Consider the following 21,443-nt stretch of genomic DNA (forward strand, 5'->3'; position numbering starts at 1 on the left):
GGAGCGAGCAAATGTCGATCAATCGCCGTCACTTCAACCAATTGCTGCTTCTGGGAGGTGCGGGCCTTGCCTTTGGAGGCATCCCGTCATGGGCTGGCGCTGCCGAGACGCCCGTGAGCGGCGGAACCCTGAACTGGGCCTATTATCCCGATCCCACGGCGCTGATCGCGATCAACACCTCTTCCGGCACAGGGCAGGCGATCGGCCCGAAGATCAATGAGGGATTGCTCGACTTCGACTACGATCTCAATCCGACGCCGTTCCTGGCGACATCCTGGTCGGTCAGTGACGATGGTCTTCGCTACAGCTTCGCCCTGCGAAAAGGGGTCAAGTGGCATGACGGCAAGGATTTTACCTCCGAGGATGTCAAGTTCACCATTTTCCGTCTGAAGGAAGCGCATCCGCGCGGGCGCATCACCTTCCAGAACGTGACATCGGTCGAGACGCCCGATCCGCTGACGGCCATCATCGTGCTGTCCAAGCCGGCGCCCTACCTGATCTCCGCACTCGGAAGCTCGGAATCGCCGATCGTGCCGAAGCACGTTTATGAAACCTTCAAGCCGACGGAGCAGCCGACCCTTGCCCAGACGATCGGCACCGGCCCGTTCATCCTCAAGGAATGGGTGCCGGGCAGCCATCTGATCTTCGATCGCAATCCCGACTACTGGGATGCGCCCAAGCCCTATCTCGACCGCGTGGTCCTGCGTGTCATCCTCGATCCGGCGGCAAGGGCCGCAGCGCTTGAGACCGGGGAAATCGATATCGGCGCAAACCCGGTGCCGCTCTCCGATGTCGAGCGCCTGAAGGCCAATTCCAATCTCGTCGTCGATACCACGACCTATGCCTATTCCGGGCCGCAGCAGCAGCTCTTCTTCAACTACGAGAACGAGATCCTCACGAAGAAGGATGTGCGGCTGGCCATTGCCCACGCCATCGATCTGCAGAAGCTCGTGGATATCGCCCTGTTCGGCTATGGGCAGGTTTCTCCAAGCCCGATCAGCACCGCATTGCCGAAATGGTACGACCCGAGCATCAAGGCGCGCGAACCCGATCCCAAGCTTGCCAACAAGCTGCTTGACGATGCCGGCTATCCGCGCGGCGCCAACGGCACGCGTTTCAAGCTGCGGCTTGCCTACAATCCCTTCCTGCAGACGTCCTATGCCGATTTCATCAAGCAGTCGCTTGCCGCGGTCGGTATCGATGCGGAAATCCTGCAGCTCGACCTCGCGACCTTTCTGAAGACCGTCTATACGGATCGCACCTGGGATCTTGTGATCGAATCCCTTTCCAATACGTTTGACCCGACCCTCGGCGTGCAGCGCGCCTATTGGTCGAAGAACTTCAAGATCGGCCTGGTGTTCTCCAATGCCAGCCACTATTCCAATCCGGAGGTCGATGCGGTGCTCGAGGCCGCCGCCACGGAGCCGGACGAGGCCAAGCGCCGCCAGCTCTGGTACAAGTTCCAGCACATCGTCCACGATGACGTCGTGTCCGTCGATCTGGTTGCCGCGGGGGCGCAGATCGTCGCCAACAAGCGGGTAAAGAATTTTGCACCCGGGGCGCAGGGCATCAACAACAGCTTCGGCCAGATCTGGCTGAGCCCGAACGCCTGAGGGGGCCGGCGCTTTCCGCCTGTGGATCTTGAGCCGGCTTATCCAAGCCGGCTCAAGGCGTTCCTGGCCGCGATCGTACGGATCATATGGCTTTGCGGCGCGTGCGACCGGGCGGTGATCGAGTCGCGATGATGACGCTCCAGCTGAAAGTCGCGATTGAGGCCGGGATTGCCGGCAAGCTCGAGCGCGAGGCTGGTCACGGCAACCGCATTGTCGATGACGACATGGCGGACATGCATGCCGTCCATTCCGACAGGCCTGCCGGCATCGACATCCTCCCCGAGCGAGCGCAATAGCCGCGCATTCGTCGCAAGCCGTACCTCGATTTCGCCGAGGCCATCCTGGATACGCGGCACCGTTGCGATCGGCGCGCCGAGGCTGGCGGGCGCATGATGGCTTGCGAAGGCAAGAACGCGGTCGCGCGCCGCCCTCGCCACGCCATGATAGACCGCGCCGAGCAGGCCGAAGAAGAAGGCCGCGGCATGCTCGTCGCGGCGGATCGGCTCGCCGGCCGGCTGGGCCTCGATGAGGTCGTCGAGCGGGACAGAGACGTCCTCGAGGATGATGTCGTCGCTCGCCGTCGCATGCATGCCCGCCGCATTCCAGCTCTTTTCGATCCGCAGGCCGGCGGCATCGGTCGGCACCAGAAAGGAAGCAAGGCGCGGTTCCGGCTCGTCGGTGAGGGCAAGGAGCGACACCCATTTCAGGACGGGGATGCCGGTCACGTAACTCTTGTGGCCGGAAATGCGCCAGCGATCGCCGTCACGGCGCGCGATGGTTTCCGGCAGGGCGCCATGGGCCGGCGAGCCGATGCGCGGTTCGGCCTGCGCGTTGTTGATCAGTGCCACGCCCCGCCTGTTTGCCGACAGCACCCGTTCCGCCAGATGCCGAGGCCACTTGCCGAAGCGGCGGATCGCAAAATGCGAGGTATAGTGCATGGCAAGCACCAGCGCGGTCGAGGGCTCGCCCCGGGCAATCTCGCTGATGACGGCCTGCGTCGAGGTCAGGCCCTCGCCAAGCCCGCCGTGCTCGCGAGCGGTGACGAGCCCCAGCAGGCCCGCGTCGAAGAGCCTGTCGAAGTTCTCAAACGGAAAGGCGCCGGTCGCGTCGTGATGCGCGGCTGTGCCGGAGAAATCGTCGGCAAGGCTCCTGGCTTTGCCGATCAGGTCGGTGAATGTCTCGGTCATCGATGTTGCAAGTCTTCAGGCAACGGCAGGTTCGGCAAAGCCGTCGAGATGACGGCGGTCCACCCAGGCGCCAATGTCGAAATCGCCGGCCAGGAAACCGAAGTCGCGCAGGAAATTCTTGTAGTGCTCGACGGCGCCTACAAGCTCCGGATCCAATCCGAGGCCGAGATGGCGATGGATTTCCGGGCCGTTGGCCGCAAGGACCTGTTCTTCCGTGGCGCCGGATTCACGCGCGACGAAACGCCGTGTTTCCTCCGGATGGGCTTCCGCCCAGGCGCTTGCCTTGAAGATCGCCTCGATGAGCTTCCGCACGAGATCGGGACGTTCGTCGGCCAGCAGATCATCCACGGTCAGCACGCGCGGCGAGCCGGAATTGATGCGGATCTTCGGATCCGGATGAAAGCCGAATTCGGCCACCTGGACGGCGCCGATGAGATTGGCGACGTTGATGCCCGCGGTTCCCTTGACGTAGATGGCGTCCACCTCGCCACGCAGCAGAGCGGCGATTTCTTCGCCATAGGCCTGCCGGCGCTTGAGGCCGAAAAGCGATGGCCCTTCCTGGCTTGCGAGCACGGAATCGGCAAGCGCGATCTCGACAATCTCGACATCGTCCTTGGACAGGCCCTCGAGCGAGAGAGCCGAGACCAGGCCCTTGAGCGCCGTCGCACGCATGAAGTCGACGATCCCCTCGGGGCGGCGGGCAATGCCGAAGCGACGGCCCTTGAGATCCCTGGTCGTCTTGATGCCGGTTCCCCGCAGGGTGATGATTGCCTGAAACTCGTCCGTCCATGTGATGCCGACAAGGCGCGTGCGGCGCCCTTCCGAGCGGGCGCAAATGGGTGGCACGTTGCCGCCGTGGCGGAAGGACCAGTCGAGCGTATGGTTGAAGTGGCTCTGCCGGATGTTCCGGTCGGGCGAGTCGATGATGGATTTCAGCGTCACGCCCTCGGAGCGAAAGGCGTCTTCGAGATAGCCGAGCTGTGCCGCAAGGCCGACGGGCGTCGGAACAGGGCAGCGCGTGTACCAGATTTCGGAAATGGCATTGCTGGTCATGGTCGTTCCTTTCAGTGGCGCAGGCCGGCTTGTTTCATCAGCGGCAGGACGTTCGTGCCGAAGAATTCGAGGTCGTCGCGGAAGTCGAAGAAGCTGAGCTGAAGGCCGTCGACGCCGGCCGCCTTGAGCTTGACGAACTGGTCGACCACCTGTTCCGGCGAGCCGATGACCCGGATGTTGCCGCCGACGAAGCGGTAGGGATCCTGCGGGTCGCGGCCCTTCCATGCCTGGGCGTCGGAGCTCAGCGACTGGAAGCCCTGCGGAGAGCGCTGGTCGGCATGGGCGACGATCCGGTCCGCCAGTTCCCATGCCTCCTTCTCGGTCGGCCGACAAATGACCATGGGATTGAGCAGGGTGCGTACGGTGCGGCCAACATCGGTGGCGGCGTCCTTCACCCTCTTCGTGTGGGCCGGCAGGGAGGCAAGGGCGCTGTCGATATCCGCCCCGGTCGGGCTGGTGATGAAGACGATATCGGAGTAGCGGGCGGCGAAGGCGATGCCGGCATCCGAACCGGTGGCATTCACCAGGATCGGCCGGCCGAAATTCGGCTTCGGCGTGACGAAGCCGCCGCCGAGCTTCCAACTGCTCTCGCCCTCGAAGGAATAATTCTCATCGTCGCTCCACAGCCGCTGCACGACCTCGAGAAATTCCGCCGCAAGCTCATAGCGCTTGTCATGCTCGATGCGCGGCCAGCCGAACATTTCGTGTTCGACCGCCCTGTGGCCGGTGACGACATTGATGCCCCAGCGGCCGCCGGTGATGTGATCGAGCGTGGCGCCGAATTTGGCGAGATGCAGGGGATGCCATGGTCCGTAGAGAACATGCATCGTGGAAATGAGCATGATCTTCTTCGTGAGGCCGGCCAAGGCGGCGGTCGAGACGAAGCTGTCGAGCGCCTGTCCGTTGAAGACACCGCCATAGCCGCCCTTGGGAAGCCATTGCGACAGTGCGAACACCAGATCGAAGCCAAGCTCCTCGGCGCGCAGTGTCAGCGCCTTGTTGTAGTCGAAGCGCCAGTCGGTGGAGCGTTCGAGCGTCGATTGCGTCCAGCCGCCGGCCTGGATCGGCAGGAAGAGGCCGAGAAGTACAGGCTGCTTCAGGGCCTGCGACAGCGGGCTATCGGCAAAATCGGTCGGCGCGGCGAATTTCGGCAGGCCCACGATGGAGCCGGGCAGGTGCTGAATAGACATGGCATTCCCTGCTTTCTATGCTTCAGGCGGTTGCGAGATAGGCGTAGGCGAGGCTGCCGGAGATGCCTTCGCCGCCGAGCGTGTGGTTGGCGATGCGCTTGTTGTAGATGGTCAGTTCCGGCTGGCTGACGATGTCGAGCGCCGGCAGGTCGTCGACGAGGATCTCCTGGATCTCACGCCATTGCTCGACGCGCTTCTTTGCATCCACCTCGATCGCGGCGGCTTCAAGCAGAGCATCGACCTTGGGATTGTTGTAGGCCGAGCCATTGGAGAAGGGCACACCCGGCTGGAAATTCTTGCTCCAGTAGAGCCGCTGCACGCCGACGGTCGGGTCGAAGAGATTGCTCATCCCCTCGAAGGCGAAATCGAAGTCGCGATCGGTATAGATGCGCTTGGTATAGGTCGCAAAGTCCTGGCTGCGCACCGTCACCTCGACGCCGACCTTGGCGAGCGCCTGGCGGATATACTCCGAGCCACGGCTATAGCTTTCTCCGCTCGGCACGTAGTCGAGGTTGAGGCGCAGGCGCACGCCGTCCGAGCCGCGTGGATGGCCGGCTTCGTCCAGCAGCTTCTCCGCCGCGGCGAGGTCGATCGGATATGTCTTCAGGTCGGCGACGTACCATTTCGTCAGGTTGGGGTTGATGGGGCCGGGGATCGGTTCGCCGTAACCATAGTTGATCGTGTTGCGGATCACCTTCCGGTCGATGACATGCGCAAAGGCGCGGCGGACCCGGACATCCTTGAAGGCCGGCTTTTCGAGGTTGAACTCGATGCGGCTGACGCCGTTGGAATATTGATAGCCGCGGGTTTCGAAGGCGAGGCCATCCACGCTCTTGAAGCGTTCGAGATCGCTGAGCGGGACGGGCGTCGATGGCGCCAGATCGATCTCGCCGGTTTCGATCGCGATGGAGCGCGCGGCGGCATCGGGAATGAAACGAACGATTAGCTGGTCGAGATAGGGGCGGGGCTGGTCCCAATAGTCGGGATTGCGCTCATAGACGATATGGCTGCCACGCACCCATTCCTTGAACCTGAACGGCCCGGTGCCCACAGGCGCGAGATTGACCGGATTTTCCGCGACCTTCGTGCCCTCGTAGAGATGGCGCGGAACGATGGGAGATTCGGAAGCCGCGAGCGCGGTGATGAGATAGGGCGCCGGTTTGGAAAGGACGAGTACCGCGGTCAAGGGATCGGGCGTTTCGATATCGACGAGATTGAGAAACGTGTTGCGCCCGCGCGGGTGAACATCCTTCAGCGTCTTGATCGAAAAGGCCACGTCATCGGCGCCGAAGGGTTTTCCGTCATGCCATTTGACGCCGTCGCGCAGCTTGAACGTGTAGCGCAGTCCATCGTCGCTGACAGTCCACTGCGTGGCGAGCAGCGGCTGCGGATTGAGGTCGAAATCGTAGGTCAGCAGACCCTCGGTCACCTTCGGCGACACGTAGACCGAATTGAAAGCCGTGTGGGCGATCGTCGTCAGAACCGGCGGTTCGGCCGAAAGCAGCAGGGTTGCCGTGCCGCCCTTGGATGGAGCCGTATAGCCCGCCGTTCCCGTCATGACGAGCGCGCCGAAGGCTGCGGACGAAAGCAGGAAACCACGCCGTGTAGTTGCTGGAAGTCTGGTCATCTGAGGTTGCCTCGCATGTCTGGGGCCGTGCTGCGACTTACGAGCGGCGGCTGGTTTTATCTTTTCGACGAGAGCGGCTCCCGTAGGTTCCTTTGTCCCCGAAAGTTCGATTTTTAGTACGGAAAACTCGTTTGTATCGATACGTCGCACATTTATTCCAAACTTTGCCGACCAATCGATAAATTCTGGAAATATCTACCAATACGGATTTGACAAAACCTACAGATTTAGTCAACTACTATTGCGATGCAGCGATTGGAATTTCCGTGACGCTGCCGGGGAGTCTCGATGTCGGCTTACATGCGGATAGGACGAACGCTACGCCGGACGGCCGTTCAGGCGGTGCCGACGGTGCTCGGCATCGTCATCCTGAACTTCTTCCTGCTGAAGCTGGCGCCGGGCGATGCGGCGGATGTCATGGCGGCCGAAGCCGGCTCGGCGACGGTCGAGACGATGGCGGCGCTGCGCGAACGCTTCGGCCTGGACAATCCCATCCTCGTGCAGCTTGCGAACTACCTGAACAATCTTGCGCATTTCAGCCTCGGCTTTTCGCCGCGCTACGGCATGCCGGTGGCCGATCTGATCGGGCAACGATTGCCCGGCACCCTGACGCTGATGCTGGCGGCGCTTATCTTCGCCATCGTGATCGGCCTGACGCTTGGATCGCTGATGGCCAGCTTCGCCGGCCGGCTGCCGGACCGGCTGATTTCGATCGTTTCGCTGCTCTTCTATTCCATTCCCGGTTTCTGGATCGGGCTGATGCTGATCCTCCTGTTTTCCGTCAAGCTCGGATGGCTGCCCAGCGGCGGCGACAGCACCATCGGCTCGCGGCTGACCGGACTGCCGGCGCTGCTCGACCGGATACGTTACATGGTGCTGCCGGCAGTTTCGCTCGCCTTGTTCTATCTCGCCATCTACGCCAGATTGACCCGGGCAGCGATGCTGGAGGTCAAGTCGCAGGATTTCGTGCGCACCGCCCGGGCGAAGGGTGTCTCACCCTTCATCCTGACGACCCGGCATGTGCTGCGCAACGCGCTGATCCCGATCACCACCATGGCCGGCATGCATTTCGGCGGCATGCTTGGCGGGGCCGTCGTCGTCGAAACCGTCTATAGCTGGCCCGGCCTCGGACGGTTGGCCTTCGAGGCGGTCATGGCCCGCGATTTCAGCGTTCTGCTCGGCATTCTGCTTCTTTCGTCATTCCTCGTCATCATCGCCAATGCCGCAGTCGATATCCTGCAAGCCTGGCTCGACCCTCGGATCGGAGCAAGCCGATGAAAGCGCAAGAGCTCAAGGTCTATGCGGATGAAGAGCGTGATTTCAGCTCCGAAGCGTCCGGAACGGAAGCAAAGCCGGAGCCGGTCGCGGAGCGTCGGTGGACCCATATTCACGCGCCAGATGCCCGCACGACAGCCGTATCGGGCGGGCGCTGGCAGGGACGCAGGCGGGAGCTGAGGATCTTTCTTGCCAATCCCAATGCGCTCTTCGGTCTTGCGGTCCTTGCCGGCATCGTGCTTGCGGCTCTGCTCGCGCCGGTGCTTTATCCCGGCGATCCGCTGGAGATGGTGGCGCGGCCTTTCCTCTGGCCGGGCCAGAACGCGGCCTATCCGCTGGGCACGGATTCCATGGGGCGCGATGTGCTGGCGGGCATCCTGCATGGTGCCCAGATCTCGCTGACCGTCGGCATAGCCGCAACGCTTCTCGGACTTGGCGCCGGTGTCACGATCGGGGCGCTCGCCGGCTATTTCGGCGGCGTGGTCGATGATCTGCTGGTCAAGCTCATCGAGATTTTCCAGACCATACCGAGCTTCGTCCTTCTCGTGGTGCTGGTCGCAATCGCGCAGCCGACCACGTCGACGGTGACGATCGCGATTGCCATCGTCAGCTGGCCGACAGTCGCGCGCCTGACGCGCGCCGAGTTCCGGGCGATACGGGAAAAGGACTATGTTCTTGCCGCCCGCAGCCTCGGCTTCGGCCATGCCCGCATCATCTTTCGCGAGATCCTGCCGAATGCTTTGCCGCCTTTGATCGTGACGTCTTCCGTCATGGTGGCGAGCGCGATCCTGATGGAATCGGCGCTGTCCTTCATGGGGCTCGGCGATCCCAATCGCGTCTCCTGGGGGTCGATGATCGGCTCGGGTCGTGACGTCATCCGCACGGCCTGGTATCTCACCGCCTTGCCCGGACTTGCCATCGTCTTCACCGTGCTTGCGCTCAATCTCATCGGCGACGGTCTGAACGATGCGCTCAATCCCCGCTTCTCGGAGGAGCGCTGATGGTGGGGCTTCTGGAGGTTCGCGATTTCTCGGTTGGCTTTGGTGCGGCGCAGCCTGTCAAGGGTATCAGCTTCAGTGCCGTGGCCGGTGAGATGCTGGCGATCGTCGGCGAATCCGGTTCCGGCAAGTCGTTGACGGCGCTCGGCCTGATGGGGCTGTTGCCTCGGCATGCGAAGACAGCCGGCGAGATCGTCTTCGACGGGCGTGACCTCCTGAAGCTGCCCGAACGGGAGATGCGCGGCATTCGCGGGCACGACATCGCCATGATCTTTCAGGAGCCGATGACCTCGCTCAATCCGGTCCTGACGATCGGGGACCAGATCATCGAGGTCCTGCGCATTCATGAGCGGTTGAGCCGGAAGCAGGCTCGCCAGCGCGCGGTCGACCTGCTCGACCTCGTCAGCATTCCCGAGGCGGCAAAACGTATCGACGACTATCCGCATCAACTCTCGGGCGGCATGCGCCAGCGCGTGATGATCGCCATTGCCGTTGCCTGCAATCCGCGGCTGCTGATCGCCGACGAGGCGACGACGGCGCTCGACGTCACGATTCAGGCGCAGGTGCTGCAACTGCTCGATCGCCTGCGCAGCCAGCTGAACATGGCCGTGATCCTCATCACGCATGATCTCGGCATCGTCGCGCAATGGGCCGATCGCGTCGTCGTGATGTATGCGGGGCGAAAGATCGAACAGGGCCTGCCGGGCGCGCTGTTTGAAACGCCTTATCATCCCTATACGCAGGGGCTGCTCGCGGCTTCGCCGCGCCTGAAGGCCGACTATCACTATCGCGACGGACCCTTGACGGAAATCCGTGGCTCGATCGTTTCGGCAGCCAGCGAGCCGGGCTGTTCGTTCCGTCCCCGCTGTCCCGTCGCGCGATCGGCCTGCGGGCAGTCGGTGCCCCCGCTTGTCGAGGTTTCGGCCAACCGAGAAGTGGCCTGCCCTTATGTTCCAGTGATTGCGGAGAGAGCCCATGTCGCTTCTGTCGGTCGATAGGCTCTCCACGCACTATCCCGCCGCGGCTGGAACGGTGCGGGCCGTGGACGATGTCTCGCTCGAGATCGTTGAGGGCGAGACCGTGGCATTGGTCGGCGAATCCGGCTGCGGCAAGTCCACGCTCGGCAAATCCCTGATGCGCCTGATCGATCCCACCTCCGGTCGTGTCACTTTCAAGGGGCGCGATGTCGCCGGGATGTCGGGCAAGGAGCTGCAGGCGATCCGCCGGCATATCCAGATGATCTTCCAGGATCCGTTTGCCTCGCTCAATCCGCGTCAGACGATCCGGGCGATCCTGACCGCACCGCTCGCAGTCCACGGCATCGGTGACCGCAGGCACCGCAACGCCATCGCCGCTTCGATGGTGGCCCATGTCGGTCTGCCGGCAGATTCGCTCGATCGCTATCCGCATGAATTTTCCGGCGGCCAGCGCCAGCGCATCGGCATTGCCCGTGCTCTGATCCTGCAACCGGAACTCGTCATCTGCGATGAACCCGTTTCCGCGCTCGATCTCTCGATCCAGGCGCAGATCCTCAATCTTCTCGTCGAGATGAAGACGGAGCTTTCGCTTTCCTACCTCTTCATCTCCCACGACCTTTCGGTCGTGCGCTATTTCGCCGATCGCGTCCTCGTCATGTATCTCGGCCGTATCGTCGAAAGCGCGCCGACGGCAAGGCTCTGGAGCGATGCGAAGCATCCTTACACGAAGGCGCTGCTTGCCGCGGTGCCCGATCCGTCGCGGCGCAAGCAGGCGGCGCCGATCACCGGCGATCTGCCGAGCCCTCACAATCCGCCGTCCGGCTGTCGCTTTCATACGCGCTGTCCGCTCGCCTCGGACATCTGCCGGGCCGATGATCCGGCCTACCGGCAAATGGGCAACGGCCATGCGGTTGCCTGCCATCACGCACAATGAAATGGAGAAATGACATGGTCGACTATCGCTATCTCGGGCGCAGCGCGCTGAAGGTATCGCCTCTCACCCTTGGAACCATGATGTTCGGCGGCCCGACGCCCGACGACGTCGCATTCCGCATCATCGACAAGGCGCGCGACCAGGGGATCAATTTCATCGACACCGCCGACGTCTATCATGACGGCAAGTCGGAAGAGGTGGTCGGCCGTGGCATCAAGGCGCACCGCGACCACTGGGTTCTGGCGACGAAGTTCGTCAACTCCCACAAGAAGGGTCCCAATCTCGGCGGTCATTCGCGCAAATGGGTGATCGAGACGGTCGAGAACTCGCTGCGCCGTCTCAACACCGACTACATCGATATCCTTTATTTCCACCGTGCCGTCTTCGACGCGCCGCTCGAAGAGCCGGTGCGTGCGATTGCCGATCTCGTCCGCGCGGGCAAGCTGCGCTATTTCGGCGTGTCGAACTTCCGCGGCTGGCGTATCGCCGAGATCGCCCATCTGGCCGATCAGCTCGGCATCGATCGCCCGGTCGCAAGCCAACCGCTCTACAACATCGTCAACCGCACGGCCGAAGCCGAGCAGCTTCCGGCCGCCTACCATTACGGCCTCGGCGTCGTGTCCTATTCGCCGCTGGCGCGCGGCGTGCTGACCGGAAAATACGAGCCGGGTAAGGAGCCCGCGGCCGATACCCGCGCCGGCCGTGGCGATAAGCGCATTCTCGAAACCGAATGGAGGCCGGAATCGATCGCCATCGCCAAGGAAATCGCCGCCCACGCCGCCGCCCGGAAGGTGACGCCGACAGAGTTTGCGATCGCCTGGGTGCTGAACAACAGGCTGATCACCTCCGCGATCACCGGTCCGCGCACGGAAGAGCATTGGGACAGCTATCTACGTGCCCTCGACGTCAAGCTCAATGCCGAGGACGAAGCCCTGGTCGATCGCCTGGTGACGACGGGCCATCCCTCGACCCCGGGCTTCAACGACCCCAGCCATCCGGTCGAGGGCCGCGTGCCCGTCAGTGCCGCCGGCGATGCTGAAAACGTCGTGCCGCTCGCCCGCGCCGTAGCCTAGTCGCCAAGCCCAAGGCCCTGCTGGAGCGGGGCCTTCTTTCCTTCCGGCGCGAAAAGAACCGTTCATGCCCATCATAGCTTCATCAGCCGTACCCTCCGCTCCCGTCGAAACCGATCGCGCGACGCTGCTTGCCCGAATACCGGACCTGGCGATGCAGATCGCAAAAGGGGCGGCGCGGCGAGATCTTGAGCGCGAGCTTCCGTATGGGGCCTTTCAGCTGTTCAAGGAGACGGGTCTTGGCGCCTTGCGCATACCGACGACACTCGGCGGTCCGGGCGGATCGGTGCTCGACTATATCGAGATGATCATGGCGCTCGGCGCGGCCGACTCCAATGTGGCTCATGCGCTCCGGAGCCACTTCAATTTCACCGAGGCCCTGCTGCTCAATCCGAACAGCGCCGTCGATCGCACGCAGCTTGCGCGCGTTCTCGGCGGCAAACTCTTCGGCGGCGCTCATACGGAGCAGGGGACGAAACGTCCGGGCGAGGTGACGACCCGACTGACGAAATCCGGCGAAAGTTACCGCCTCAACGGTCGAAAATGGTATGCGACAGGCACGGCATTCGCCGATTTTGCCTCCTTCAGCGCCAAGGACGATGAAGACCAGCTTGTCAGCGTCTTGTTGCCAGTGGACCGCAAGGGGATCGCCATTCTCGACGATTGGGACGGCATGGGCCAGCGCCTGACGGCAAGCGGCGGTGTGCTTCTCGACGACGTCGAAGTCCTGCCGCACGAGATTTCGACGCGCGGGCTGAACACGCTGGTCGGCAGGCACACATCGACGCTACGCCAGCTTCACCTTGCCGCCTCGATGGCGGGCGCCGTCCGCGGAGCGCTGAGCGAGGGTACGGAATATGTGCGCAGGCAGGCGCGTTCGGCGGCGCACAGTGCCGCCGAAACAGCCGATGCCGATCCTTTCGTGCAAAAGATACTGGGCGAGATCGCCGCCGGCTCCTTCGCCGTCGATACGCTGATCCGCGAGAGCGCCCGCGCGCTCGACCGTACGGCCGCGGCCTTCGCGGGCGACGATCCCGAGAGGCTCGAAGCAGCCCTGGTCGAGAGTGCCCTGACAACGGCGCGCACCCAGATCGTCGCCTCCCAGCTTGCCCTTGCCGCCGCCACCAATGTTTTCGAGCTCGGGGGCGGTTCGGCGACATCGCGCCATCTCAATCTCGACCGCCATTGGCGCAACATCCGCACCGTGCTCAACCACAATCCGCTGCTGCACAAGGCGCGGGTGGTGGGCGACTATTATATCAACGGCACCACGACGCATCTGGAAGAAGGCAAGGTCTTCTGAGCCATGCACATAGACCCGCATTCCCATCACTCCATCGCCATCATCGGCGGTGGCTTTGCCGGTGCGCTGACCGCGATCAAGCTGCTCGACAGGACCGAGGTGCCTTTATCGATCACGATACTGGAGCCCCGCGAGGAGCTCGGACGCGGGGTCGCCTACAGCACGGTCGAGACCGTTCATCTCGTCAACGGCCCGGCCAGCACGTTTTCGCTTCATCCGGAGGAGCCCGAGCATCTGGTGCGCTGGCTCGGCGATCATGCGCCGCGTTACGGCTGGACGCCGCCTGCCGATATCGCCTCCAGTTTTCCGCCGCGATACCTGTACGGAACCTACGTTCGCGACGAGCTGCGCCGAGCGATCTCGACGGCACGGTCCGGATCGATATTCCGCCATGTCAGGGCTTCGGCGTCCACGCTGGTTTCCGCTCCGCACAGAGTTGCGATCACGACGAGCGAAGGAGAGACCATCGAAGCCGATGAGGTGATCCTTGCCCTCGGCGTCTTCCAGCCCGAACTTGCTGCGCGGGAGGCGTCTGTCGCGACCCATGCGGCCTATGCCGCGTCGCCATGGGATAGCGGCACGCTGGATCGTCTTGTCGACGCCGAGGAGATCCTGCTCGTCGGGTCGAGCCTGTCGATGGTCGATGCCGTCGCCAGCATGGAGGCGCGCGGCTTCCGTGGCCAGTATCGGGTGATATCCAGACGGGGCCAATTCATCGAAGATCGGCGCAATGCAGCGCTGGAGCGCGACTTTCTCGCTGAAGGACCGCTGCCGACCACCGCACGATCGCTGCTATCCGTCGTCAAGGCCGAGCGCCGCGCATTGGCGGCGGCCGGCAAGGATTGGCAGGCGCTGCCGCTTGCCATCCGGCCGCACATCCTGCCTCTCTGGCAGAGGGCCGGCGATGCGGAGAGATTGCGATTTGCCCGCCATCTCCGCGCGTTCTGGGACGTGACGGCGCATCGCGCGGCGCCCGACAGCTATCGCGCCGTCTCCAATGCGGTTGCCGAGGGTCGCCTCCGGCACCAGCCCGCACGATTGCTTTCGATGAAGCCCTCCGGCCGGTTGATCGCCGCGACGCTGAAAACCCGATCCGGCACCGAAGCCCATTCCTTCGGCGGCGTCATCGATTGCCGCGGCCATCAGTTGCACGACTGGCGGCGCATTTCGGATCCCTTCGTCAAAAACCTGCTCGAAGGCGGAGAGGTTCGTCCGCACAGCACCGGCTTCGGCATCGACGCCACGGAGCAGGGCGATGTCATCTCCGAGGAGGGGCGGGTCCACCGCAACATCAGCGCGATCGGCCATCCGCTCAGGGGCGTTGCCTGGGAATCGAGCTCGATCACCGAGCAGCGTGCGCAGGCGATTGCGCTGGCCGACCGCATCCTCGGCAAGCTGACGCCGCTTTCGCTCATCGCGTCCTAAGGCGACGGGCGACATAAAAAAGGGGGCGCCGCATCGCCCCCCAAACGATTTGCCGCGAGCGGATCTCAGCCCTCGCCTTCCTTGATATAGACATCGGCGAAATTCGATTGCACGCCTTCGGCGCCGGTCGTGTGGTTCTTGACGCGCTTGTTGAAGACGGTGACGTTTTCGAGCGCGATCAGGTTGATGACCGGAAGCTCGTCGGCGATGATCTTCTGGAAATCGTTGAACTCCTGCTTGCGCTTCGCCTCGTCGACCTCGACCGACGCTGCCTCGAGAAGCCTGTCGACCTCCGGGTTCTGATAGTGGCTGGCGTTGGAAAAGGGCAGTCCGAGCTTGAAGTTCTTCGACCAATAGATGCGCTGCACGCCAAGCGTCGGATCGAACTGGTTGCCGAGATACTCGGCCGCCAGGTCGAATGCGCGCTCGGTATAGACCTTCTGGATGTAGGTGGAGAAATCATAGGAGTCGATCCGCGCATCGATGCCGATGCGCGCCAGGTTCTGCTTCAGATATTCGGCGACGCGCTTGAAGCCCTCGTTGTAGGAATTGTGCGTCAGGCGAAGCGCGAAGCGGGTGCCATTGCCGTTGCGCTTGTAGCCGGCGTCGTCGAGCAGCTGTTCGGCGGCTTTCAGATCGAAGGCATAGGGCTTGATCGTGGTGTCCAGATATTGCGGCAGGAACGTGCTGACCGGTGTCGGCGAAACGTGTCCATAGCCATACCAGACCGTGTTGAGGATCACGTTGAGGTCGATGGCGTGGGCAATCGCGCGGCGCACGCGGACATCCTTCAGATACTCGTTGTCAAGGTTGAGGATGAGCTGCGTCTGGTCGCCCTTCGTCTCGTAACCGCGGGAATCGATGCCGATATTCGGCAAGGCCTTGATGCGATCGAGATCGGCGAGCGGAATCGGATTGTCGCCGCCGAGATCGAATTCTCCGGTTTCGAACCCTGCAGCGCGAGCGGCGCCGTCGGGCACGAAGCGGACGACGACCTGATCGAGATAGGGCTTGCCGGCATCCCAATAGTCAGGATTGCGCTCCAGAATGATATGGGAGCCGCGTACCCATTCCCGGAAGACGAACGGACCTGTACCGATGGGCGCACCGCCATTCGGGTTGGTCGGAACATCGGCGATCTTGACGCCTTCGTAGACATGCTTGGGCACGATCGGGGATTCGGCCGCGTAGAGCGCCTTCAGCAGATAGGGCGCCGGCTTCGAAAGGCGGAATACCGCAGTCAGCGGATCCGGCGTATCAACGGCGACGACGTTGGCAAAGGTGCCTCGCCCGCGGGGATGGACCTGTTTCAGGAGTTCGATCGAATAGGCGACATCAGCGGAGGTAAAAGGCTTGCCGTCATGCCATTTGACGTTGGGTCGCAGCTTGAACGTATAGGTCAGTCCGTCGGCGGCGACCGACCATTCTGTTGCGAGCTGCGGTTTCGGCGTCAGGTCGAAATCGTAGGCCAGCAGGCCCTCGGTGATCTTCGGGCTGATCTTCTGCGTGCCGCCGGCGGTGTGGGCAAGCGCAAGAATCGTCGGCGGTTCGGGTTCGACGATGAAGTTGAGCGTGCCGCCGCGCGGCGGCGCTGCGTCTGCCGCGTAGGTTGCGGCGGACGGCAGAAAGGTCGCGGCGGTCGACAGCAGAAGCAGTTGATTGAAACGGCGGCGATTGATGGTCATTCGATTTTCCTTGCCGGCTGGATGGATCGGCTTCTGTACGAATAGATGGCGGACAGGCCCCTGATCGGCACATCTTCGGGTGCCGAGCCGGCAAAACGGAAGAATGTTTTTCTCATCGACCGAGAAAGAAAAGCTTTGCGAAATCCCCTCCCGCCGGCGGCCGCCGCGAACAGTTATCTAGTAAAAATATAGACTATTTCGCGATTTTAGTTTTTGCTTCCACAGCGTCCGCAAAGCATGGAAGAAAATGTCCGTCCGCTTCCAGACAAACGCAAAGCGCGTTCTCGTCTTCGATGGTCGGATCGTGCTGCAATCGCAACATGAACACGCTTGCCAGCAAACGAAAAAAAGCCATCCAGCCGACCTTGGCGCGCCTGCCGCCGTTGACCTCGCTGCGCGCCTTCGTGGCGACCGCGCGGCATCTGAACTTTCTGGGCGCCGCCGAGGAGCTGCATGTCACGTCGGCTGCCGTCGGCCAGCAGATCCGTTTGCTGGAGGACTATCTCGGCCAACCACTCTTCCACCGCGTCAGGGGCCAGCTGCAACTGACGGCTGCCGGCCTGGCGTTGGTTCCCGGCTTGACGGACGCTTTCGACGCCGTGCTCGAGACGATGACCCAATTCATTGCCAGTGACCACGAGCTGCCGATCCGCGTTTCCGTGGCTCCGTCCTTTGCAAGCAAATGGCTGATCCCCCGGCTGGACGGGTTGAGGAGGGCGGCACCTGGTTTGCAGATCCTGGTCGATGCCTCGACCCACTTGGCGGATCTCAACGTCGGCGACACCGATTGCGCCATTCGCTACGGCAGTGGCGGCTATCCCGGCCTGGTCGTCGATCATCTCTTCTCGGAAGCTGTCGTGCCGATCTGCAGCCCGGAGTTTGCCGAGCGGCATTGGCTCTGGAACGATCCGCAGGCGATAGAGGGAGCGCCGCTCCTGCACGAGGACGGGGTTGAACACGATCACTCGTGCCCTGACTGGAGTGCGTGGCTGCGCGCCGAAGGGCTGTCCTGTCGGTTGCCGCAGGGCGGGTTCCGCCTCAACCAGTCATCGCTCGTCATCGATGCTGCCCTGGCCGGACAGGGGCTCGGCCTCGGCAAGGTCCGGCTGGCGGAGGCCGACTTGAAGGCGGGGCGTCTCGTCAGCCCCTTCGGCAGTTTGCAGCCGGTGAGCTTTTCTTACTTCTTCGTTACGGCACAACCCAAGGCGCGTGTCATGCGCGTCGAGCTTTTCCGCAACTGGCTTCAGGCCGAGGCGAAGGCGCTGCGCGCCGTCGGCGATGTCTTGTCGTGGCATTCACTCCGCAAACTCGACATCGCCGCGGCCGAATAGCGCCGATCATTTCAGCCTGAAGCCGAGGCGGCGGGCGGCAACGCCAAGCAGGTGCCGTCCCTTCAGGGCTTCGACGGTGCCGATCCTGTTCTTCACCTGTACCGTCCAGTCTACGCGCGGCATGCGCTGCTCTGCCTGGAAATCCTGCAGGACGCTGTTGTAGTGGCGCAGATCTTCCGGCTTCGGCTGTCGATCGTAGTGCTCGTTGTGCAGCACGCTTGCTTGCGGCAGACGCGGCTTGACGGCGGCCGGCGCGGCAGGATCCGGATAGCCGACCGTCAGGCCGAAGACCGGAAATACGCCCTCCGGCAATCCCAGTTCGCGTGCGACGATTTCCGGATCGTTGCGGATGGCACCGATATAGCAGGTGCCGAGGCCCTGCGCCTCCAGGGCGACGACGGCATTCTGCGCGGCCAGGGCCGCATCGATGACGCCCAGCAGGAAGCTTTCCACATAGTCCAGGCCATCGGCGGCGGAACCCTGGTCAGCGGCAATGCGGCGTGGCCTGGAAAGGTCCGCAAGCCAGATCAGCAGCAACGGCGCCTGCGTGATCTGCCGCTGCGTTCCGGCAACGGCGTTCAATCTGGCTTTGCGCTCATCGTCCCGGACGGCGACGACGCTCCAGGCCTGAAGATTGGATGAGCTCGGCGCGGATTGTGCCGCAGCGATGGCGAGACGGAGGATGTCGTCCGGAACGGCCTTCGGCAGATAATCGCGCACGGTGCGATGAGACAGCAGCGTCTCGATCGTTTCGTTCCAGTCCGAAGCAAGGGGCTGGCTGTTGCGATAGCGCTCCCTGATGAGGGCGGCGAGCCGATCATCGTCCGGAAGCTTTGCGGTCGCCACTGATGTCATGCTCTTTCTCCTTCATTCCGCGGCTATGGCATAAGGATTGGCGGGCCGGGAGAGGCCCAGATGGTCACGCAGCGTACGGCCGGCATAGCTCTTCCGGAACAGGCCGCGACGCCGCAGGATAGGCACTACCTCATCGACGAAGACTTCCAGGCCATGCGGCAGCACATCCGGCATCAGGTTGAAGCCATCCGCGGCGCCGGCGGTAAACCATGTCTCGATATCGTCTGCGATCGCGTCCGGCGTGCCGACGATGGTGCGATGTCCGGTTCCGCCATTCAATGCGCGAATGAGGCCGCGCACGGTCAATTTCTCGTGCTGCGCCAGGGCGAGCGTCGCCCGAAAGAACGTGTGTCCGCCATCGGCGGGCAGCGGAATGTCGTCGGGCAGATGTTCATCCAGCTTCAGCCGGTTTGGATCGATTTGCAGAACGCCGGCGAGCCGCGCGAGGCTGTATTCCAGCGGGATGAGTTCGCGCAGCTCTTCCTGCCGCTGTCGGGCTTCCGCCTCGGTGCTGCCGATGATGGTCGCAAGGCCGGCGAGCACCAGCAGGCTGTCCGGCGTCCGGCCATAGCGTGCGGCGCGCTGCCTGAGATCGCCGGCATAGTCGAGCGACTCCTCCAGGGATTGCGAGGCGGAAAACACGGCCTCCGCATGCTGTGCCGCGAGTTCGCGGCCATCGTCGGAGCCGCCGGCCTGCACGATAACAGGGTGTCCCTGTGGCGGGCGCGGGACGTTGTGCGGACCGTGAACGGAAAAATGCTTGCCGCGATGGGCGATCGGATGGACCTTGCTCGTATCGACGAACCGCCCGGTGGCGACGTCGCCGATAAAGGCGTCTTCCTCCCAGCTATCCCACAGCGCTTTCACGACGGTTGTGAATTCCGCTGCGCGCTCGTAGCGGCTCTGGTGCGCAACCGGCTTCTCCAGGCCGAAATTGCGGCTTTGCGAGAGGTCGGCGCTGGTGACGATGTTCCAGCCGACGCGGCCGCCGCTCGCATGATCGAGCGTCGCAAACCGGCGCGCGATGTTATAGGGCTCGTTATAGGTGGTCGATGCCGTCGCGATCAGGCCGATATGCTCGGTGTTGGCCGCCACCGACGCCAGCACGATGGTCGGCTCGAGAGACGTGAGCGGCCTGAAATCGATGCGGTCCGATATGGCCGCCTGATCGGCGAGGAAGATCGCGTCGAAGGTGCCGCGTTCGGCAATCCGGGCAACGTTGATATAGTGGTTGATATCGAAGGACGCGCGGGGATCGCTTCCCTGCATGCGCCATGCGGCCGGTGAGAAGCCGGAATGCAGGATGTTGATGTTGAGGTGAAGTTCGCGTTTCCTGCTCACTGGAATATCCCCGCTTCCGGAAACTCGCCGTCCAGGAACCATGCCCCGACATTGCGGGTCTTGTATTCGGCGGGATTGTGAAGCGTGTGGATGCGCACGTTGCGCCAGAAGCGGTCGAATCCAAGCGGCCTGACCGCGGACCTTGCTCCCATCACCTCGAATATCTCGCTCGTCACCTCGAGGGCGACCCGGCCTGCAAGGACGTTGGCGGACGCAACGGCGATCGCGGCTTCGCCGCGATCCTCTGCGGTAAGATCCGGCCCTTTTTCATAGACGGCATCGACCGCTGCCAACGCCCGGTCGGCAAGCGCCGTTGCCGCCTGCACCTTGATCCACAATTCGCCATATTGCCTTTTGATCCACGGATCGTCGGCATGACGCTCGACGCCGGAATAGATCCACGGGCGTGATTTCGTGACAGTATAGTCGCGCGCCGCGATCAATGCGCCCTGAGCGCTGCCGATGAAGACGTTGAGAAGCACGCTCTGCTGCTGCAACGGCGCCAGCAGGGACGCCGGAGCCTGTCGTCGCTCCGGCAATATCTCGCCGCCGCCGATCTCGACATCCTTGTAGAAGACGCGTCCGCTTCCGGTCTGCCTCTGGCCGATCCCGTCCCAGTCGTCGGCGATGGTGATGCCGGCGCGGTCTGCCGGTATGTAGGCAAAGCTGCGCTTGTTGGTTTCTTCATCCTCCCAGGCAACCATCAGATAATCGGCGACATGGGAACCCGAGGCAAAGGGCCTGAACCCGTTCAGCACGACCTTTCCGGCGTCCTGTCGACCGAAGAGGCTTTTCGAAAAGCTGTTCGTCGTATTGCCCCAGAACCAGCGACCGGCCGCCGAACGGCGCAGGATGTCCCGGGACCGTTCATCCTCGAGCGTGGCGACGGCATTCTGCAGCGGGCTGAAATGATAGCCATAGAGATGGCCGAGCGAGCCGTCGACCTTGGCGAATTCGCGGACGATCCGCATGGCGGTGGAGTAGCGTTCGCCGGCGCCGCCGAACTCTTTCGGGATCAGCAGATTGACGAGGCCGCTCTCCTTGAGCAGCCCGATTTGTTCGCGGGGCCTGCCACCCGACTGATCCCTCTCGACGGCATCGCGGGCGAAGATCTCGCGCAGTTCCACCGCCTTTGCCAGAAAGCGGTTCGCCTTGTCGGCCTCGAAGAGGGAGGGCGAAGGAGAGGGCGGTTCGAAGCCGCCGGGCTTTACGGTCATGGCGACCTCCGTTCATCAGTGCAAACGCGGAAAGCCGTGCCGTTCGGCGAGCAGCTCGAGGATGCGATCGGTAGAGTTGACGAAGCGCGTGCCATTCCAGTCCCCAGCATCGTCAGGCGGGTTTTCCGCGAAAATCAGGAGCGGCAGGGATTGGTTCGCTTCGCCGGCGACGTCGATCACCTTTTGCCGCGGGCGCAGGAAGGCAACCCTTTCGACATCGATTGCCGAAGCAAGATCCGGGAAGGAGGCCAGCAGTCCCTCGATAGCATTGCAATAGGGGCAGACGAAGCTGACGCCCGGATGCTTCGGATCGGCAAAGCCGGGCGAAATGAGAAACAATTTGTCACGAGCCATCTGGTCTT

At 63.0% G+C, this 21,443-nt stretch carries 18 protein-coding genes; 9 read left to right on the forward strand and 9 right to left on the reverse strand.

Going from position 1 to position 21,443, the window contains the following annotated elements:
• Positions 1-11 precede the first annotated feature (11 nt).
• The gene (locus ACQZ6J_RS21795; RefSeq protein ID WP_449085588.1) at positions 12-1,613 is read left to right on the forward strand and encodes an ABC transporter substrate-binding protein; all 1,602 of its coding nucleotides are present in this window, start codon (positions 12-14) and stop codon (positions 1,611-1,613) included.
• Positions 1,614-1,651: 38 nt separating this feature from the next.
• Here the strand turns inward: ACQZ6J_RS21795 and ACQZ6J_RS21800 are convergent, their stop codons facing one another.
• From ACQZ6J_RS21800 to ACQZ6J_RS21815, 4 genes are read right to left on the reverse strand one after another with little or no spacing between them, the layout of a single operon-like run.
• Positions 1,652-2,800 (reverse strand): acyl-CoA dehydrogenase family protein, encoded by a 1,149-nt coding sequence (locus ACQZ6J_RS21800; protein ID WP_449085589.1) that lies wholly within the window; start codon positions 2,798-2,800, stop codon positions 1,652-1,654.
• Between the two features lie 15 nt (positions 2,801-2,815).
• Complete coding sequence (locus ACQZ6J_RS21805; protein WP_449085590.1) at positions 2,816-3,853, reverse strand: ABC transporter substrate-binding protein; 1,038 nt, start codon at positions 3,851-3,853, stop codon at positions 2,816-2,818.
• Positions 3,854-3,864: 11 nt separating this feature from the next.
• On the reverse strand, positions 3,865-5,043 hold the full coding sequence (locus tag ACQZ6J_RS21810; RefSeq protein WP_449085591.1) for an LLM class flavin-dependent oxidoreductase: 1,179 nt from the start codon (positions 5,041-5,043) through the stop codon (positions 3,865-3,867).
• Between the two features lie 22 nt (positions 5,044-5,065).
• On the reverse strand, positions 5,066-6,670 hold the full coding sequence (locus ACQZ6J_RS21815) for an ABC transporter substrate-binding protein (protein ID WP_449085592.1): 1,605 nt from the start codon (positions 6,668-6,670) through the stop codon (positions 5,066-5,068).
• Positions 6,671-6,958: 288 nt separating this feature from the next.
• On the opposite strand from ACQZ6J_RS21815, the gene ACQZ6J_RS21820 reads away from it, so the two are divergent.
• The 7 genes from ACQZ6J_RS21820 (at position 6,959) to ACQZ6J_RS21850 (ending at position 14,652) form a co-directional block, all read left to right on the forward strand.
• Positions 6,959-7,948 carry an ABC transporter permease gene (locus ACQZ6J_RS21820; protein ID WP_449085593.1) on the forward strand — a complete coding sequence of 330 codons (990 nt, stop codon included), beginning with the start codon at positions 6,959-6,961 and terminating at the stop codon, positions 7,946-7,948.
• A complete protein-coding gene (locus tag ACQZ6J_RS21825; protein ID WP_449085594.1) occupies positions 7,945-8,946 on the forward strand; it encodes an ABC transporter permease in 1,002 nt (333 codons plus the stop codon). Before ACQZ6J_RS21820 ends, ACQZ6J_RS21825 begins: the two co-directional genes overlap by 4 nt.
• Positions 8,946-9,941: an ABC transporter ATP-binding protein gene (locus ACQZ6J_RS21830; RefSeq protein WP_449085595.1), complete on the forward strand. Its 996-nt coding sequence runs from the start codon at positions 8,946-8,948 to the stop codon at positions 9,939-9,941. The genes ACQZ6J_RS21825 and ACQZ6J_RS21830 overlap by 1 nt, the downstream gene beginning before the upstream one ends.
• The gene (locus ACQZ6J_RS21835) at positions 9,919-10,854 is read left to right on the forward strand and encodes an ABC transporter ATP-binding protein (RefSeq protein WP_449085596.1); all 936 of its coding nucleotides are present in this window, start codon (positions 9,919-9,921) and stop codon (positions 10,852-10,854) included. Before ACQZ6J_RS21830 ends, ACQZ6J_RS21835 begins: the two co-directional genes overlap by 23 nt.
• A 14-nt stretch (positions 10,855-10,868) precedes the next feature.
• Positions 10,869-11,927 carry an aldo/keto reductase gene (locus tag ACQZ6J_RS21840; protein ID WP_449085597.1) on the forward strand — a complete coding sequence of 353 codons (1,059 nt, stop codon included), beginning with the start codon at positions 10,869-10,871 and terminating at the stop codon, positions 11,925-11,927.
• A gap of 64 nt (positions 11,928-11,991) precedes the next feature.
• Positions 11,992-13,227 carry an acyl-CoA dehydrogenase family protein gene (locus ACQZ6J_RS21845; protein WP_449085598.1) on the forward strand — a complete coding sequence of 412 codons (1,236 nt, stop codon included), beginning with the start codon at positions 11,992-11,994 and terminating at the stop codon, positions 13,225-13,227.
• Between the two features lie 3 nt (positions 13,228-13,230).
• Positions 13,231-14,652: an FAD/NAD(P)-binding protein gene (locus tag ACQZ6J_RS21850; RefSeq protein WP_449085599.1), complete on the forward strand. Its 1,422-nt coding sequence runs from the start codon at positions 13,231-13,233 to the stop codon at positions 14,650-14,652.
• Between the two features lie 65 nt (positions 14,653-14,717).
• On the opposite strand, the gene ACQZ6J_RS21855 is transcribed toward ACQZ6J_RS21850, so the two are convergent.
• Entirely contained in the window at positions 14,718-16,337 is a 1,620-nt protein-coding gene (locus tag ACQZ6J_RS21855; RefSeq protein WP_449085600.1) for an ABC transporter substrate-binding protein, read from the reverse strand.
• Between the two features lie 320 nt (positions 16,338-16,657).
• Between ACQZ6J_RS21855 and ACQZ6J_RS21860 the strand changes: the two genes are divergently transcribed.
• Positions 16,658-17,668 (forward strand): LysR substrate-binding domain-containing protein, encoded by a 1,011-nt coding sequence (locus tag ACQZ6J_RS21860; RefSeq protein ID WP_449085601.1) that lies wholly within the window; start codon positions 16,658-16,660, stop codon positions 17,666-17,668.
• Between the two features lie 6 nt (positions 17,669-17,674).
• Here the strand turns inward: ACQZ6J_RS21860 and ACQZ6J_RS21865 are convergent, their stop codons facing one another.
• Genes ACQZ6J_RS21865 through ACQZ6J_RS21880 form a run of 4 tightly spaced genes read right to left on the reverse strand, consistent with a single transcriptional unit; the run spans position 17,675 to position 21,435 of the window.
• A complete protein-coding gene (locus ACQZ6J_RS21865; protein WP_449085602.1) occupies positions 17,675-18,523 on the reverse strand; it encodes an NADPH-dependent oxidoreductase in 849 nt (282 codons plus the stop codon).
• Positions 18,524-18,535: 12 nt separating this feature from the next.
• Positions 18,536-19,864, reverse strand: a complete 1,329-nt coding sequence (locus ACQZ6J_RS21870; protein WP_449085603.1) for an LLM class flavin-dependent oxidoreductase — start codon at positions 19,862-19,864, stop codon at positions 18,536-18,538.
• A complete protein-coding gene (locus tag ACQZ6J_RS21875) occupies positions 19,861-21,081 on the reverse strand; it encodes an acyl-CoA dehydrogenase family protein (protein ID WP_449085604.1) in 1,221 nt (406 codons plus the stop codon). The genes ACQZ6J_RS21870 and ACQZ6J_RS21875 overlap by 4 nt, the downstream gene beginning before the upstream one ends.
• Before the next feature lie 15 nt (positions 21,082-21,096).
• Positions 21,097-21,435 (reverse strand): DUF3088 domain-containing protein, encoded by a 339-nt coding sequence (locus tag ACQZ6J_RS21880; RefSeq protein WP_449085605.1) that lies wholly within the window; start codon positions 21,433-21,435, stop codon positions 21,097-21,099.
• Positions 21,436-21,443: the final 8 nt, after the last annotated feature.

The sequence above is a fragment of the Rhizobium sp. A37_96 genome (genome assembly GCF_053521765.1).